Below are 14,095 nucleotides of genomic sequence, written 5' to 3'. Positions count from 1 at the left end.
GCCGCCCCCGCCAAACAACAGGACAAAAGTCTAAGAACTGCCCTTCAGCCGCCGCAAATGCCGGCGTGACAACCCGTAACGCCGTGACAACTCCTGCAAGCTACAGGTACCAGCCGCCAAATCTGCGGCAATCTCCCGGTTGCGAGAGGCTCGCGTCTCAGACCAAGGAACGTAGATTGTTGTCCCGCCAAAATAGGCTCCCAAACGGGTTGCCGCCTCAACGCCAATCTCCAAACTAATCGAGTGATCAGCGGTCGGGCATTTGGGGATATAAAGCTCCTGCCCCCCAAACGCCGCAAAAAAGGCATCTGCCTTATCCTCCAGCACCCGCCGCAAATCCTCGATAATCACCGCGCCTCCTCCCGTCTCCACGGCTGCCACACCCGCGCCAAACGCCTAACTTCGGACACTTCCCGGGCCAAATCTTCTGGGGAGCAATTTTTCGTTAGCTCAAGGATCATCCGCTGCTCGATCCGCTCATCTACTGCGTCGTTGGCGGCAATCTTGGCATTTAGAATCTGCAACGCAGCCTCAAATTCGCCCACGCCAGCCAGCCCATTCAGAGCCGCAATCGTTAGCCTCAACCACCACTCAAGGCGCACAAACTCTTGCAAAGACGAGCCTGTTAACCGCCGCAACCTTGATCTTTCAAGAACAGCCGCCAGCAGATTCAAACCCTCCGCATCCAGATCATCAAAACCCTGATAGCCGTGTGCCTGACACCAGGCCGTGATCACAAATTCACGCGGACTCAAATCCAACTCCTTTAATCGGAACAAAACCGAATCCAACTCAGGACTCAAATCACGCTGTCCCGAGAAATCGGGTTCAGCATTAGAGCGTTTCAACACCCCATAAACCGCCAACAGTCCATCAATATCCAACCCCTGCAAATTCGCAGCCTTGTATTGGTTGCACAGAATCAGCACCAACGGCGACGACTCCCGCAGTCCCAACCGCCGCAACTCGTGCCGAATCATCGCCAGGCCCTTAGCAATCCGCTCCTGCTCACTCACGCCTGCTTCGCCTCCTCTCTGACCTTCCTCAACCACTTCTCCAACGCCCCAATTGTTTTCTGCTTTTGCCGCCAACTCAAAGCCTGCAGCGGGTCAACCCCCGGCATAACTTTCACATTTGCCCCCAGGAACTTGATCACAAACTCTTGCAGGGCCTGGTGGGAGCGATTTTTGACTGCCCCGGCCTGGTAAAGGTTAATCCACAACGCCACCAATCGGTCGGTCTGGGTTTTCACCGTTTTGTCACGGCTCCTGGGCGACAGCGACTCACTTTGCTTTGCCTTAAACCCGAGTCGCTCCATCTCCGACAGCACCAAGCCCAACTCATCCAGGGTTAGCTCCGAGCAGGACTCAGCCCCGCCCTCGCCAGCCACAATCGCCCGATATTGGTCTTCACTTAGCCCCAACTGCTTCTTGGCAACGTGGATTTTTGCCAGTAGCGACCGCCTCACAGACTCAGCCACTTCCCTCTCCTCCGTACAACACAACCTGCAATCCGACACAGTTGCAACGCCTCCACCACCTCAGCCACCGAGCACTGCAACCGCTTTGCCGCCTTACTCACAGACCCAAACTGGTTGGCTTCCAGTAACTGCAACACTCGATAACTCAATGGCTCCCCGCCTCTCAGCTTGGGCTTTGCCAATCGCATGAGTTCACCCCTTCTGCGAACAACGCAACCCCGTTTCTGGCACATTCGCAACGCCTCTGCCACCTCGGCCGTCGAGCACTGCAACAATAAAGCAGCGGACTTTACAGACCGAAACTCCCCCGCCTCAAGCAGCTTCAGCACTCGAAAACTCAGTGGCTCTTTTGGGCTAGCCATTGCTGCCCCCAAATAAATCACCCTGGGCAACCGTGGAGTCTTCCAACAAAGAGTCAACCAGCCGATCCACGCACCGTTCCTGGTTTTTTGACTCTTGCAAGACCGTTCGAGATCGCCCCACAAAATACCGCTTCTGAAGTACGCGCATCGCCTTTACCTCAGACACAAAGGCCTCAAGCTCGCGAATCTTGCGCCGAGCGTTTGTTAATTCGAGGTCGTAATCCCTCAGCAATTCCTGCTCACGTTTCACCTCAACCTCCCTTGACCATTGCCCGAATCACCGCCTGTCTCGCCTCGGCTAGCTGCGTCATCTGCAACAACCGTTCCTCCAACTGTCCCCGGCTCATTTGCGGAATTTGCCACTTAATTGTCTCAATCAATACCTGTTGCTCCAGGCTCAACTGGATCAAATCCGGGTCTAAATGGGGTAAATTCATAGCCCCTGCTCCTTTTCCTTCACGCTTTTTAGCCCCGCCTGTAACCACTCCCGCTGCGAGCGCATCACCGCCAGCAAATCCCGAATCTTCTCCACCACCACCTGCTTCTCTTCCGGGCTGTAGGCCTGTTGACACAGGACTTCCCACTCAACCCGTTCCGCCGCCAGCCTGTCTAAATACTGCTCAATCAACATCTTGAATCTCCTGTGACAACCTACCTAGCTCAAATCCCCTTTTCACGAAACTCCTGCAAAAGCTTCCGACCCTCCTCAGTGATTTGATAGAGAGTTGTCTTGCGAGGATCAGTAGAGCTATAGCGGACGAGTCCATGAATTATCAGAAGCCAAAGTAAATGGTGAAACTTTTCCACCCCTAAACGGCTGTTGCAGCCCTTGGCTAGCGACCTAAAACCAATAGACCGAGTTTGGCGACTCAGAAAGTCCAGAATTGTAACAGGTGTCGTCCTACTCATGCCCCCTCCTTAAATTTGCTCGTGCTTTTTCAATCGCCGCCGCCGCCTCTGCCCGTTCTGCTTCAGACATTTCGTTTAGGCGCTTGGGTAACTCTTTGCTAGCCTGGGCTTCAGGGTTTTGTTCGCTTTTTCCCACCGAATTAGCCTCCTCTTCCCGTTGCACCAACCAACCCCAATCGCCACCGCGTACCTTGTCCGGGATTATCAAACCGAGCCGCCAAGGGGTCATTCATCCCCCACCTCCTGCCGGGCCCAAATATCCCCGAGTCCCACAAACGCCTCGTAAAACTCAATCGGACTATCACCGACATACACCGCCAACCAGCCGAAATACAGACAAAACAGCCCGTCCCGAAACAGCGGCAACAACTCCCGTAGCAAGCAACTTGGGCCAAATCCAATCCACTGCGGATACAGCGGCCGACCTGCCAAATCCTGAGCCTCAGAGAGATCCCGAAAGTGCAACATCTCCTCACCCACACCCGTCAGCACCAACTGCCCCGCCTCTAGCAACGACAACGGCACTTCAGGCCCGGCCACCCTCGGCCCACTAGCCACATCAGGGGATTGAGGATCATTTCCACCCGGAAGCCGCACCTCTCGCAACCGCTTCACCACCGTCTTGACTAAATCCGCCGTCAACTTGCCCTCACTGGCCGCCGCTTCCGCCACCTCACGCCAGGCCTCGACTTGTCGATCCTCAGGCAGCGTCAAAATCTCCCGAACTTGACTTTCATTCGTTGGTAGAATCACGCCAATTGTACTGATTCTCTCTACAAAGGATGAAGCCGCAATGGTTTTATCGGCATAGTTCCGCCTCAAGTCAAATTTGTCTTCGCAATAGGCCTCAAAGGTTTGGTGGGTTTCTCGGTACAACCGTTGCTCTCGGATTTTCTGGAGAGCTTGGCCCACCTCAACAAAGGTATTCAACCCAGCCCGGATCGTTTGCTCCAGTCGCTCCAAATCCGACCGCTCAATCAAACTCAACTGCTCAAATGTTTCCTTTTGGGGTTTTAAATTACTCATGGATTAGTTCTCCTTCAATGATTTCTTCCGCCAATTCCGCCAACAGGTTAGGGGGCAACACCACCCCTTGCAACGCCAAAAACTGAGCCACCGCTTGCCGAATCAGATCGTCCTGACTCAGCCAAAAGCGGTTTTCCAAATAGGCTTCCACCCGCTCATGCAGGGTGTAGGGCAGCGCAACTTCCAAGGCCACCAATCCCCCGTATTCTGCCCCTGGGGCCCCTTCGGGTACAGGAGGCAATTCCCCAATCACCAACTGCCCTGCCAACAACGGCAACGCATGACGCTGCAACCGCGCCACCTGTCTCAGGCTGCACAACGCCCGACCTCGCAGAAAGCCCAACGCCACCTCCAATTCCTCAGGAGTTTCCGCCCAGTAATAGCCTGTGTTTGGGTGCGCGCAAATTGGGCAGCCTCGCAACCGCAACTCCTGCACTAAATACCGCAACTCTCGCGAGCATCGCCCCAGCGCCAGGGCAATATCAGCCATTTTTTGACCACGGGCCTGGCCATAGCAGTGCTCAAACAAGTAGTTTTTTAGCCGTTCCAGTTCAGACACAATCACCTCCCAGCAACAACGCCTCTACTGCTCCCCCTTGGGGGTCTACCACCGCCTCCAGTCGATCCAACTCCAGACACAACTCATCCAACTGGCCAATAAAGCGGCGAAAATCACGCTCCCGCCCATCCAAGGCCTCAGATAATTCCGCCTCGAAAATCTCGATCTCGTCATAGGCGGACAGCAACATCTTGTGCGTCCACAGCAGTCGGTACCGCAACTCTCGCAGGTTGCAACAACCCAACACTTCCCGGCGAAAGAGTTCGCAAGTTAACTCCCGCTCGATAGTCCCTTCAGGGTGGGGGGCTCTCATCAACCCGCCCTCCGCATTTGGGTGAACCCCGGCAAAACTGGCCCAGACCCAGCCATTAACATCCGCCCCAGCATCCGAGCATCCTCAGGGGTTAGCACCGCATAGCAGACCTCTAATTCCTGCCGAATCTCCATCCGGACAGTGCCGTTCTCCAGCCGCTCAAAATCAATAAGATGGCCGGTCTGGGGCCGAAACACTAACCGAACCGGGCCCATCCCGGCCATCATCCGGGCCGTCATCCGAGCATCCTCAGGAGTCAGCACCCCGTAGCACACCTTCACCCCCTGCTGAATCTCCACCCGGAAAGTGCCGTTACCCAGCCGTTCACAATCAATAAAATGGCCGGCCTTGGGACGAAACGCTAACCGATTACCCATCATTTGCAACCTCCAAAAATTTATTGAGATACACATCAAAAACACCGTGGGGCGTAACAATCGGGCAAATCGGCTGATCTCGCACAATCCGGTATTCAAGCCCATTCCCAGTCCCGACACGACTAACCCGGACAGCCCCAACCCGTTGCCAGGCACTGAGCAATTCAGCTACCCGCTGCACCGACAAATCACACAACGCCGCCGCCTCGGGCTGGGTTAAGACTTTGTTAATCAGCAACGCCACCCAAACCCGGAGCGCGCCCAGCTCAATCGGCCCGGCAGTATTAGGGTCATACAAGCTGCCGTCCTTACGCCGCATTGGGGCCAGCACCCCCGTATGTCGCAGCACCTGAAACCGCCCCCCCCGTCCCTGGCGCAACAAATACCCCGCCCGCGACAACGCCAGCAACCAACTGCGCTGAAGCACCACGGTCGTCCCCACAGACTCAAACAACGGCGCAAAATCCACCACTTCACCCACACGGGGCGCAATTGCCGTCCAAACAATCTGCCTGGGCAAACAAAATCTCATGCGGCCCTCCGAGAATCACCCGTAAAGAGAACAGCGTCTCCCCACTGATCGGCCGTAACCACTTCCCAGCCCTGGGCCGTCGCTTCCGCCTCAATGGTTTCCGCTGCCACCACAATCAACCGGAGCGCGCCCTTAGTTCGTTGGTGGATCACCTGCGACAGGTCAGGCGCGATGCTGACCTTGCAAATCACCTCCAACACCGCCCGCGTGTCTTCCAGGTCTAAATATTCAAAGTCCACCGACCGAGACATCCGACCCAAGACTTGTGGGTAACGGTGGAGTTTCGAGCGAATTTTTTCCATCCCAATCATGATCACCGGCTGCTGAGACTTGTCATGCAAACTGCGAAGCCCCTCCACCAGCCGATTTCGGTCAGAACTGTCAAAGAGAAAATCCGCGTCGTCCACCAGCAGCGACCGCCCCGTGTCCCGCATCCTCTCCACGGCCAACCGAAACGCCTCGGCATTACTCACCCGACCGGGGTTGACGCTTAACTTGTGCAGGATCGCTCCTAGCATCGAGGAGGCCGTCCAAAACGGATCCGCCAACACGTAGATCGCATTTTGCTTGTGGCAAATATGGGTCGCCGCCACCGTCTTGCCCGTCCCGGCCGGGCCGGTAACGAGTCCAAGGCCTGGGATTCGTTCACTGCGGCCAATTAAATCCCCAAACGCTCCCTGAAACCTTTTCAGGTTTTTTGTAATCGCAATATTTTGCACGTTATGATCTCCTGTAGATATAAAAACTGGCCCCGCAAGGGGTTTCTCTTTTTAGACAAACTCCGTCGTACCAGTAGTGAAAGCAATCGAATCCTGCCCAAACTCGTCTGAGATTTCACTCAAAACGTCCTTCAGGGCAACCTCGCTCAGCCCCTCGGGAATCTCGGCAACAAAGCAGGCATTTTGCCAAACAGCGTCACTGTTGCTGTGCCCATCAAAGTGGATCTGGGCGCAATACCGACAAACAACCTCCCGAACACGGGCCCTGAATCTCACCCAATCACGCTGACTTAGCCTGTCGTCTGAATTGCCAATTTGAATAACAACTGTGTTCATAGCCACCTCCTAATGTTTTTTTGAATCAACCTGTCTGCTGGATTCCCTCGCTTAACTGAGCCAGCACCCATCGTCTGAACTTGAAAAAATCCTCCCGGTCACGCACCAAACACTCAACCAGCGTCACGCCGCCGCGATTCAGCTCAAATTGCCGCCCCACAAACGCCAACTCCACCGGATCAACCGGCTCCCCGGCATACCACTGGTTCAACACACGGGGAATCACCACCTCCCGCTCCAGGCGTGGGGCCCCAGGGTTGGGCAACGGCAACGGCGCAGACTCCTTAATCGGGCCAATCCCAATCACCGTGGTGTTCCGAGCAGGTTGCAGATTCGCCGCCGCCTTCAGAGCCGGAGTCTCATGGATTTCACCCTGCCCCTTGAGCAACGCCACCTCCCGGCCTGGGGTCAGTTCTGTTTTCTCCAGCCGCCGCCGAGACAACCGCGCCGCCGCCACCAGTTTTCGGGACTCTTTCTCAGCCCGCCGCGTCGCAATAATCCCCGGCATTGGGTCGTTTCCACTGATTTCGTAACACTCGCAAACCCCCAGATACTCGGTGCAATCCTCACTGTCGAACAGGTGAATCAACGCCGGATTCGGGTCGAGCTTCACAAACACCCGCTCAAACCGCCGTCCCACCTCCACCAAGCACTCGTGCCAGTAATAAGCCGGAGTCCCATCGGGCAAATTTCCCACTCGGATCCCCTTCTTCCCAGCCGTCGCCCGATAGCCACCCTGGGGTGCAGGCATCATCAACACATCCAACGCCCGGACATTCTCAATTCGCTTGGCCGGTTGATTTGCCGCCGCTTCGTAGGGGGTCAAATGCCGTAAATTCCCCGCCCCGTCTCGGATTTGCCCAAGGCCTTCGTGGGGGGTGTTGTGATAATCAATCAACCACTCCTCAATGAAGCACTGCATCTGCCGCAGACTCTTATTGATCCGCACCACCTCAATCTCGCTCTCATCCCCCTTCCGCTTTGCCTTCTCCGGCCACAGTTCCCGGCTTCTGATTTTCTGCCGAGTCACCACGTCATGGCCCAAATATCTGGGGTGCAGCACCATCGCCGCACCGTGATTCAGCGTGTGGTTAAATCTTTCGACGTATGGTTTTTGCTGCGGATTGAATGGCACACATTTCTTATGCTCAATCCCCAAAACACTCAATATATTAAGGATGTGACGACTCAGGTAATCCTTTCCGTTATCGGTTTTGACGCTCTCCGGCACACCCCAATCAATTAGGCACTCCCGCAAAATCGCCGCAATCGCCAAACTGTTACTGGTTCGGCAAACCAATACCCTGGCCATCCGGGAATAGACCTCCACGGCCACCACTAGGGCGTATCGCTGGAAGCCGCCAAACCCGTCGTCCAACTCCCAAACAATGTCAGCCAGGGTGGAGTCAATCTCCCAACGTTGGTTAAACCGAGTTGCCCGATAGCTCCCAAACGCCTTCATGTGTCGGTTTCTCCAGCCTTTCCGTGAGTCTGCAAAATCAAAAATGTCGCTGTTTTCTGCCTTCCAACCCCGGACAAACCGCCGCAATGTCGGCAAACTAGGGCAATCCTCAAACCGTTCGCACATCTCATGCCACATCCCCACCACCGAAATATCTGGGTGAGCCAGCAGCAAATCCAAGCAGGCCTGCTTCAGTTCCGGGGTAGCTTCAATGGTTGTAGTTCGCTTACCCTGTTTCCGGGCTAACCCTGAAACCCCCGCCACATCCCGCTTCAACTCCCATGAGTAAAGGGTTTGATAGCTAATACTTTTGACCTCGCCATACACCCACCAGGGCAGCCTCAGTTCTCCCTTGGGGGCCAGGGGATCGTTATAGGCATCCACAAAGGCCTGGCGGCAATAGCGCACTCTGCCTAAACCGACCGCATTTTGCCGAGTCAAATAGTCCTGCAACGTCAGGAGGATCTGTTGCCGAGCCTCGGCTTGTCTGGTTTTCTTGTCTTTGGGCGCTTCGGTTAATAGTCTCGAAGTAAAATCACAATGCGAATCAACAAAATCGCCGTCAGCACCACAAAGCACAGAATCGAAGCCTGGTAAAGCACTTCCACACAATTCATCGGTTTTCTCCTTATATATAGGTGTGTTTTCGAGTTCCAAAAGCCGGGCCTGGGCCTCAGTTGGCAAACTAGAAACGTGATACTCCTTCCCGCCCCCCTTGCCAGACCGGTTCCTAAACTGCCAGCCCTCTCGCTTGGCTTTTTGATTAATGCTCTGAACAGTGCCAGGGAGTCCCGGCAATCCAGTTAGCTCTTGGGCGGAAAACCACATGGCTAACCCCTAATTCGATTTCAAAAAAAGACGATCCAACGGAATCTCAGGGAAAATTTCCTCTACGGGCTTCCCCAGGATTCTGCTAATTTCAACCTCAACCTTGGCAGAACGCCCTTTGCGCCTGACGACAGAAGAAACTGTACTCCTTGTCAGTCCCAGGTTTCTGGCGATTGACGCTCCAGTAAAGCCTTTTTTCCGTAATTCAGCCTTAATATCTTCTGGGTGCATTTGTCGATCCGACAAGTTCATTTGTCAGTTTAGTTCCGACAATCTTACTTGTCAATATGGCAAGTTCGGTCTCTTTCACTTGCTTTTGTCAGTCTGACAAGTAAGATATAGCTATGCGCCCAGTTCTCTTGGAAGGGGGGTACTTTATGAACGAAAACGCACGCGAACGGTTAATTTGTCTGCTACAGAAAGAGCAGCGCACACGGAATATGAGTCAGCGGGAACTCGCAAAAGAGTTCGGGATTTCCTATACAGCAATACAAAACTGGTACAACCGCACCCACTTCCCCAGCGTTCTCAGCCTTGAGAAGATTGCAAAAGCAACCGGACAGTCCCACTCAGATCTGATGGAATACCTGGAAGGTGCAGCACAGTTCAATGAGGACACCATCATTCGGCAACTTAGCCGTTTACCAAAAGCCTCTCTAGCCAAGGTAATGGAGAAGGGGTTGGAGTACCTCACTGTTGCCTAACTGATAAGTTTCACTTATGCGGGTTTAGCTACCAAACCTTCAAGTTAACGTTCAAGTTAACCTTCAAGATCGTTCAAGTTCATTCAAGTTAGCCTTCAAGATCATTCAAGTTCCTGAAAAACGACATTCAAGTTCCTCTCCTCGCTCTCATGCCTGCCAAGCCCCTCGCCCCGCATATCCTTGCCGAAATCGAGCGGCTGCACCGGGATCATGGCTACGACCCCCAAATCCTTCAAACTTTTGCCCACCTAGTCCTCGCCAAACCCCCCAAACCCCCAAAGGAACCCAAGTCCCCCACTGTCAAGCCCCCCACTGTCAAGCCCCTCACCGTCACCCAACTCAAACAAGCCCTTTACAAAAAATTCAACGTCACCAGCACCGCCGCCCTCCGCAAAAGCGGCAAGTTTCAGATGGCCACAGACGGCATGGATGCCCTCAACTACGCCATCAAAGCAACCTGGGAACAGCTTTACCGAGACCTCATTGGCACACTCCCCGACGAAGAACACCAAGCCGGCCCTGAGTGCATCAACGGCGTGAACATTTTTAACTACTTCCGTCCCTGGCAAGTCTTCAACCTAGACCCTCAAACTGCCACCGAAAAAGACATCAAAGACGCATACTACCGCCTCAGTAAAACCTACCACCCCGACAACACCGAAACAGGCAACAGACGCATCTTTGAACGCCTCGAACAGATGTACCGTAGCCTCAATCAAGCCCCATGAACGAACTTCAAATCAAAGACCAAGACATCGCCATCGCCATTGGTACTCATGTCGCCCATTTCAACGCCACAGTTGACAGAATAAAACTCATTCCAGGTGAGCATTACAAGGTCATCAATCAAGGCAAAAAGATTAGAATTTACCTCGTTCCAGGACTCAAGATAATCTACCAAGCCCTTGCCCAAGGCAAGAATCAAGCCGCTGCCGCCAAACTCAAACAGTTAATTGAGCAAAAGAAAGAAGAACACCTATCCGCTCAGGTCACTCAAGTCGTCATCGAAAACTGCCAAAGCCTCAAGACTATCAACAAATCCAACTACATCACCATCCAAGAAACCATCAGAATCTTTCGCACCGAGTCTAAAACGTTTCAACAAGTCTTAGGCAAAATAAAACAATCAGAAAAACCGTTAAAAGCCGACGAGCATTTTACCTACATAGAAGGAGTCACATATATCTCGCTTTCGGGCATCTATCGAATCGGCGAATTCCTAGCAGATCACCTTAGCAATTCCGCTCGCAAAAAGTGGTGCAACACCGTTGTCATCAACGTCAAACACCTATACCCACAACTAACCGGACTCACCAAAAAACAAATCATCGACAAAGCCAAAGAGCAAGCCCTAGAGCGAGACAAACACAAATGTCAAATCACCGGCTTTTCCGGGCTTAAGGGGCAAATCGAAGTGGACGTTCACCATCTCTATAACGCCAAACACTACCCCCAGCTCGAAGACAGTCTCGATAACCTACTCACCATTAGCACCGCACTCCACTGCGAATTCCACGCCTGGATGGGCGGCACGAACCAGCCCTGCACCATTGACGACCTCATCCGCTTCATCGTCCAACTCTATCCCGAATACCGAACCTCACTAATAACCCTCAACCGCTTCCGCACCAGGCTCTACGCCCCATATCCGCCCACCCCACTGGGCAAACAGCCCGCAGCCTAAGCTCCAGGTGACAAAAACCGCCAAAATCAACACATTAGGAAAATCATGCCACGAGTTTCCTAATGGCCTGGGGAAAACGATTAAGAATGCCGACAGGAAGCAAGGCTTAGAATAGTTAGAAAAATAGAATCACGATGAACCGACAACTCACCACCGACCTCTACGAAGTCTTGGATATGCTCAACGCATCCGAAGACTATGGCTTCCATCCCATGATCATTGAATTCCTCAAAACCCTGGCGACCAACGTCACGGCATCGGAAATCGAAGCCTTTGCCCGAGAGACCTTCCTCTCACAACAAGCCGCAACTGAAGGATACACCCAAGAAGACTATGAATCGTCTATCGAAAGGCTAACAACCCTACTTCTTACAAGCGATTAGCGCCGCCCCAATACAATAAAGCACCCCTCAAAGGTTCACCCATGAGCAACCCAGAGCCACAAAACCAACCCCCCAAAAAGTGATCATTTAATTCTGGATCAACCTCTCTCAGAGAAATACTCTTGTTTTCGTGTTGATCCAGAATTCCGTGATCAGTTCGTTTTCTAGGCAACCGGCCGCCGATGCCTGCAAGTCTCTATTTCACTTAGTCGCGTCACGTTTCGCCCCATTTCACTAAAACCCCCCTGATCCAGAATTAAATGACTGCTTACATAGTTCCTCTACCTTAGATGCCGTAAGGCGTTGAGCACATTGGGGTAGAAATTGACGAGACATCTTCCCAAATTGTTCCTCTACCTTAGATGCCGTAAGGCGTTGAGCACTTTTTTGGCTAACTCAATCACAAATCCATTGATAGCGTTCCTCTACCTTAGATGCCGTAAGGCGTTGAGCACCCAGATAAACCAAAGCAGCTTTTCATAAGACATCCGTGTTCCTCTACCTTAGATGCCGTAAGGCGTTGAGCACATGCTCATGAGCCTTTGATTAGCCAGGATGAACAGTTCCTCTACCTTAGATGCCGTAAGGCGTTGAGCACTTTTTCCATCATTGCCATTATTGCCCTCAAACCCAGAGTTCCTCTACCTTAGATGCCGTAAGGCGTTGAGCACAAAGTAAAACAATACGACCGTACTCGAAAATCGAGGGTTCCTCTACCTTAGATGCCGTAAGGCGTTGAGCACTCTCTGATAACTCAAGTTTATTGCCGATGTCGCTGGTTCCTCTACCTTAGATGCCGTAAGGCGTTGAGCACCTCCAGGCAGAGAATTTGAGAGTTGCTTCCTTAATTGTTCCTCTACCTTAGATGCCGTAAGGCGTTGAGCACACTTTATTCCCTACAAGCTCAATGATGAGATTAACTGTTCCTCTACCTTAGATGCCGTAAGGCGTTGAGCACAAAGTAAAACAATACGACCGTACTCGAAAATCGAGGGTTCCTCTACCTTAGATGCCGTAAGGCGTTGAGCACAAGTGTACGCAGTTAACAAAAATGGAAACCCTTTTGTTCCTCTACCTTAGATGCCGTAAGGCGTTGAGCACAAGTATTAAATTGGAGTTTTCCTGAAGGTTATCTATTGTTCCTCTACCTTAGATGCCGTAAGGCGTTGAGCACTACTTGGTTGATGGCATAGCAATTCTGGCAACCCGCCGGTTCCTCTACCTTAGATGCCGTAAGGCGTTGAGCACGTTAAGTTGCACTTTGATAGAGTTACTAACATTTTGGTTCCTCTACCTTAGATGCCGTAAGGCGTTGAGCACTGATCCGGTTTTGCGCTCGGGTAATGCTGGCCTGGTTCCTCTACCTTAGATGCCGTAAGGCGTTGAGCACGGTGAATAGTTTCCAAATTTCCCCCGCTATCCGGGTTCCTCTACCTTAGATGCCGTAAGGCGTTGAGCACAAGATTCTTTTATTAGCTCTTTAATTTGGGTTACTAGTTCCTCTACCTTAGATGCCGTAAGGCGTTGAGCACAGTTCTGGGGAAGTCAAGATACCCCGGCACTTATTGTTCCTCTACCTTAGATGCCGTAAGGCGTTGAGCACATAATGATGGCGCGTTTTGAAATAGGCACGTTGAGCGTTCCTCTACCTTAGATGCCGTAAGGCGTTGAGCACATAATGATGGCGCGTTTTGAAATAGGCACGTTGAGCGTTCCTCTACCTTAGATGCCGTAAGGCGTTGAGCACTACCTCGATTGGTTATGGGATTAGCATAATTAGTAGTTCCTCTACCTTAGATGCCGTAAGGCGTTGAGCACGTATAAAGTCAGTGATTCGTTAGCAGTCAAGAAAGTTCCTCTACCTTAGATGCCGTAAGGCGTTGAGCACTGGGCAATCAGTTGATCGTCAGTGAGCGAGTGGACTGTTCCTCTACCTTAGATGCCGTAAGGCGTTGAGCACATCCCGCTACCCTATCCTGTGACTGAGTTCCCGGGTTCCTCTACCTTAGATGCCGTAAGGCGTTGAGCACAAGAGTATTAAAAAATCCCTAGACCTTTGTGGGTAGTTCCTCTACCTTAGATGCCGTAAGGCGTTGAGCACTCCTATAAAGTGGAAACACCGATTGGGGTATTGATGTTCCTCTACCTTAGATGCCGTAAGGCGTTGAGCACATCGAGCTTCGTACAAAGAGACTATTTCCCCAGACTGGTTCCTCTACCTTAGATGCCGTAAGGCGTTGAGCACGCAAAAAAGATGATTCACCCATCTGAATTTAGTAAAGTTCCTCTACCTTAGATGCCGTAAGGCGTTGAGCACAAGAGTATTAAAAAATCCCTAGACCTTTGTGGGTAGTTCCTCTACCTTAGATGCCGTAAGGCGTTGAGCACAAGATGACGATGGAAATGCGGCTACCACTGCCA

General features: G+C 52.4%; 21 protein-coding genes and 1 CRISPR repeat array (1 of these 22 only partly in view). Of the genes, 4 read left to right on the top strand and 17 right to left on the bottom strand.

The window, feature by feature from the left end:
- Nucleotides 1-30 precede the first annotated feature (30 nt).
- The 17 genes from SYN6312_RS05575 to SYN6312_RS20945 all read right to left on the bottom strand — a co-directional run bounded on the left by SYN6312_RS05575 (nt 31) and on the right by SYN6312_RS20945 (nt 9,134).
- Nucleotides 31-381 carry a Mor transcription activator family protein gene (locus SYN6312_RS05575; protein ID WP_083853496.1) on the bottom strand — a complete coding sequence of 117 codons (351 nt, stop codon included), beginning with the start codon at nt 379-381 and terminating at the stop codon, nt 31-33.
- On the bottom strand, nt 348-1,016 hold the full coding sequence (locus SYN6312_RS05570) for a hypothetical protein (protein ID WP_015123882.1): 669 nt from the start codon (nt 1,014-1,016) through the stop codon (nt 348-350). Before SYN6312_RS05570 ends, SYN6312_RS05575 begins: the two co-directional genes overlap by 34 nt.
- Nucleotides 1,013-1,480 carry a regulatory protein GemA gene (locus tag SYN6312_RS05565; protein WP_015123881.1) on the bottom strand — a complete coding sequence of 156 codons (468 nt, stop codon included), beginning with the start codon at nt 1,478-1,480 and terminating at the stop codon, nt 1,013-1,015. Before SYN6312_RS05565 ends, SYN6312_RS05570 begins: the two co-directional genes overlap by 4 nt.
- Entirely contained in the window at nt 1,465-1,842 is a 378-nt protein-coding gene (locus tag SYN6312_RS20330; protein ID WP_041430637.1) for a hypothetical protein, read from the bottom strand. Before SYN6312_RS20330 ends, SYN6312_RS05565 begins: the two co-directional genes overlap by 16 nt.
- Nucleotides 1,835-2,092 carry a hypothetical protein gene (locus SYN6312_RS05555; protein ID WP_015123880.1) on the bottom strand — a complete coding sequence of 86 codons (258 nt, stop codon included), beginning with the start codon at nt 2,090-2,092 and terminating at the stop codon, nt 1,835-1,837. The genes SYN6312_RS20330 and SYN6312_RS05555 overlap by 8 nt, the downstream gene beginning before the upstream one ends.
- Nucleotide 2,093: 1 nt before the next feature.
- Nucleotides 2,094-2,279 carry an NblA/ycf18 family protein gene (locus tag SYN6312_RS05550; protein WP_015123879.1) on the bottom strand — a complete coding sequence of 62 codons (186 nt, stop codon included), beginning with the start codon at nt 2,277-2,279 and terminating at the stop codon, nt 2,094-2,096.
- Nucleotides 2,276-2,473 (bottom strand): hypothetical protein, encoded by a 198-nt coding sequence (locus SYN6312_RS05545; protein ID WP_015123878.1) that lies wholly within the window; start codon nt 2,471-2,473, stop codon nt 2,276-2,278. Before SYN6312_RS05545 ends, SYN6312_RS05550 begins: the two co-directional genes overlap by 4 nt.
- A 270-nt stretch (nt 2,474-2,743) precedes the next feature.
- A complete protein-coding gene (locus tag SYN6312_RS05535) occupies nt 2,744-2,980 on the bottom strand; it encodes a hypothetical protein (protein ID WP_015123876.1) in 237 nt (78 codons plus the stop codon).
- Nucleotides 2,977-3,777 carry a hypothetical protein gene (locus SYN6312_RS18215; RefSeq protein WP_015123875.1) on the bottom strand — a complete coding sequence of 267 codons (801 nt, stop codon included), beginning with the start codon at nt 3,775-3,777 and terminating at the stop codon, nt 2,977-2,979. The genes SYN6312_RS05535 and SYN6312_RS18215 overlap by 4 nt, the downstream gene beginning before the upstream one ends.
- Complete coding sequence (locus SYN6312_RS18210) at nt 3,770-4,336, bottom strand: hypothetical protein (RefSeq protein ID WP_015123874.1); 567 nt, start codon at nt 4,334-4,336, stop codon at nt 3,770-3,772. The genes SYN6312_RS18215 and SYN6312_RS18210 overlap by 8 nt, the downstream gene beginning before the upstream one ends.
- Entirely contained in the window at nt 4,329-4,649 is a 321-nt protein-coding gene (locus SYN6312_RS19705; protein ID WP_015123873.1) for a hypothetical protein, read from the bottom strand. The genes SYN6312_RS18210 and SYN6312_RS19705 overlap by 8 nt, the downstream gene beginning before the upstream one ends.
- Nucleotides 4,649-5,029, bottom strand: a complete 381-nt coding sequence (locus tag SYN6312_RS05515; RefSeq protein ID WP_041430633.1) for a hypothetical protein — start codon at nt 5,027-5,029, stop codon at nt 4,649-4,651. Before SYN6312_RS05515 ends, SYN6312_RS19705 begins: the two co-directional genes overlap by 1 nt.
- Nucleotides 5,019-5,546 (bottom strand): hypothetical protein, encoded by a 528-nt coding sequence (locus SYN6312_RS05510; protein WP_156804740.1) that lies wholly within the window; start codon nt 5,544-5,546, stop codon nt 5,019-5,021. The genes SYN6312_RS05515 and SYN6312_RS05510 overlap by 11 nt, the downstream gene beginning before the upstream one ends.
- Nucleotides 5,547-5,554: 8 nt before the next feature.
- Nucleotides 5,555-6,277 (bottom strand): AAA family ATPase, encoded by a 723-nt coding sequence (locus SYN6312_RS05505; protein ID WP_015123870.1) that lies wholly within the window; start codon nt 6,275-6,277, stop codon nt 5,555-5,557.
- 51 nt (nt 6,278-6,328) lie between these two features.
- Nucleotides 6,329-6,613 (bottom strand): hypothetical protein, encoded by a 285-nt coding sequence (locus SYN6312_RS05500; RefSeq protein WP_015123869.1) that lies wholly within the window; start codon nt 6,611-6,613, stop codon nt 6,329-6,331.
- A 25-nt stretch (nt 6,614-6,638) separates the two neighbouring features.
- Entirely contained in the window at nt 6,639-8,903 is a 2,265-nt protein-coding gene (locus SYN6312_RS05495) for a DNA-binding protein (RefSeq protein WP_015123868.1), read from the bottom strand.
- A gap of 9 nt (nt 8,904-8,912) precedes the next feature.
- Nucleotides 8,913-9,134: a helix-turn-helix domain-containing protein gene (locus tag SYN6312_RS20945; RefSeq protein ID WP_015123867.1), complete on the bottom strand. Its 222-nt coding sequence runs from the start codon at nt 9,132-9,134 to the stop codon at nt 8,913-8,915.
- 146 nt (nt 9,135-9,280) lie between these two features.
- On the opposite strand from SYN6312_RS20945, the gene SYN6312_RS05485 reads away from it, so the two are divergent.
- From SYN6312_RS05485 to SYN6312_RS05470, 4 genes are all read left to right on the top strand, one after another.
- Nucleotides 9,281-9,607, top strand: a complete 327-nt coding sequence (locus SYN6312_RS05485) for a helix-turn-helix transcriptional regulator (protein WP_172636038.1) — start codon at nt 9,281-9,283, stop codon at nt 9,605-9,607.
- A 149-nt stretch (nt 9,608-9,756) separates the two neighbouring features.
- Nucleotides 9,757-10,335, top strand: a complete 579-nt coding sequence (locus tag SYN6312_RS05480) for a J domain-containing protein (protein ID WP_015123865.1) — start codon at nt 9,757-9,759, stop codon at nt 10,333-10,335.
- Nucleotides 10,332-11,291 carry a hypothetical protein gene (locus SYN6312_RS05475; protein WP_015123864.1) on the top strand — a complete coding sequence of 320 codons (960 nt, stop codon included), beginning with the start codon at nt 10,332-10,334 and terminating at the stop codon, nt 11,289-11,291. The genes SYN6312_RS05480 and SYN6312_RS05475 overlap by 4 nt, the downstream gene beginning before the upstream one ends.
- Nucleotides 11,292-11,425: 134 nt before the next feature.
- Nucleotides 11,426-11,674, top strand: coding sequence for a hypothetical protein (locus tag SYN6312_RS05470; protein WP_015123863.1), 249 nt, complete (start codon nt 11,426-11,428; stop codon nt 11,672-11,674).
- 275 nt (nt 11,675-11,949) lie between these two features.
- A CRISPR array of direct repeats spans nt 11,950-14,095; the repeat unit is 36 nt; unit sequence GTTCCTCTACCTTAGATGCCGTAAGGCGTTGAGCAC; it runs 253 nt beyond the window's last position.

The sequence above is a fragment of the Synechococcus sp. PCC 6312 genome (genome assembly GCF_000316685.1).
In the GTDB taxonomy this organism is placed as follows: Bacteria; Cyanobacteriota; Cyanobacteriia; order Thermosynechococcales; family Thermosynechococcaceae; genus Pseudocalidococcus.
This window is presented reverse-complemented; position numbering and strand designations above follow the sequence as displayed.

Coding starts and splice junctions, on each gene's coding strand:
- SYN6312_RS20330 (WP_041430637.1), bottom strand. CDS start 1,842: ATGGCTAGCCCAAAAGAGCCACTGAGTTTTCGAGTGCTGAAGCTGCTT.
- SYN6312_RS05550 (WP_015123879.1), bottom strand. CDS start 2,279: ATGAATTTACCCCATTTAGACCCGGATTTGATCCAGTTGAGCCTGGAG.
- SYN6312_RS05545 (WP_015123878.1), bottom strand. CDS start 2,473: ATGTTGATTGAGCAGTATTTAGACAGGCTGGCGGCGGAACGGGTTGAG.
- SYN6312_RS05535 (WP_015123876.1), bottom strand. CDS start 2,980: ATGACCCCTTGGCGGCTCGGTTTGATAATCCCGGACAAGGTACGCGGT.
- SYN6312_RS18215 (WP_015123875.1), bottom strand. CDS start 3,777: ATGAGTAATTTAAAACCCCAAAAGGAAACATTTGAGCAGTTGAGTTTG.
- SYN6312_RS19705 (WP_015123873.1), bottom strand. CDS start 4,649: ATGAGAGCCCCCCACCCTGAAGGGACTATCGAGCGGGAGTTAACTTGC.
- SYN6312_RS05515 (WP_041430633.1), bottom strand. CDS start 5,029: ATGATGGGTAATCGGTTAGCGTTTCGTCCCAAGGCCGGCCATTTTATT.
- SYN6312_RS05500 (WP_015123869.1), bottom strand. CDS start 6,613: ATGAACACAGTTGTTATTCAAATTGGCAATTCAGACGACAGGCTAAGT.
- SYN6312_RS05495 (WP_015123868.1), bottom strand. CDS start 8,903: ATGTGGTTTTCCGCCCAAGAGCTAACTGGATTGCCGGGACTCCCTGGC.
- SYN6312_RS20945 (WP_015123867.1), bottom strand. CDS start 9,134: ATGCACCCAGAAGATATTAAGGCTGAATTACGGAAAAAAGGCTTTACT.
- SYN6312_RS05485 (WP_172636038.1), top strand. CDS start 9,281: ATGAACGAAAACGCACGCGAACGGTTAATTTGTCTGCTACAGAAAGAG.
- SYN6312_RS05480 (WP_015123865.1), top strand. CDS start 9,757: ATGCCTGCCAAGCCCCTCGCCCCGCATATCCTTGCCGAAATCGAGCGG.
- SYN6312_RS05475 (WP_015123864.1), top strand. CDS start 10,332: ATGAACGAACTTCAAATCAAAGACCAAGACATCGCCATCGCCATTGGT.
- SYN6312_RS05470 (WP_015123863.1), top strand. CDS start 11,426: ATGAACCGACAACTCACCACCGACCTCTACGAAGTCTTGGATATGCTC.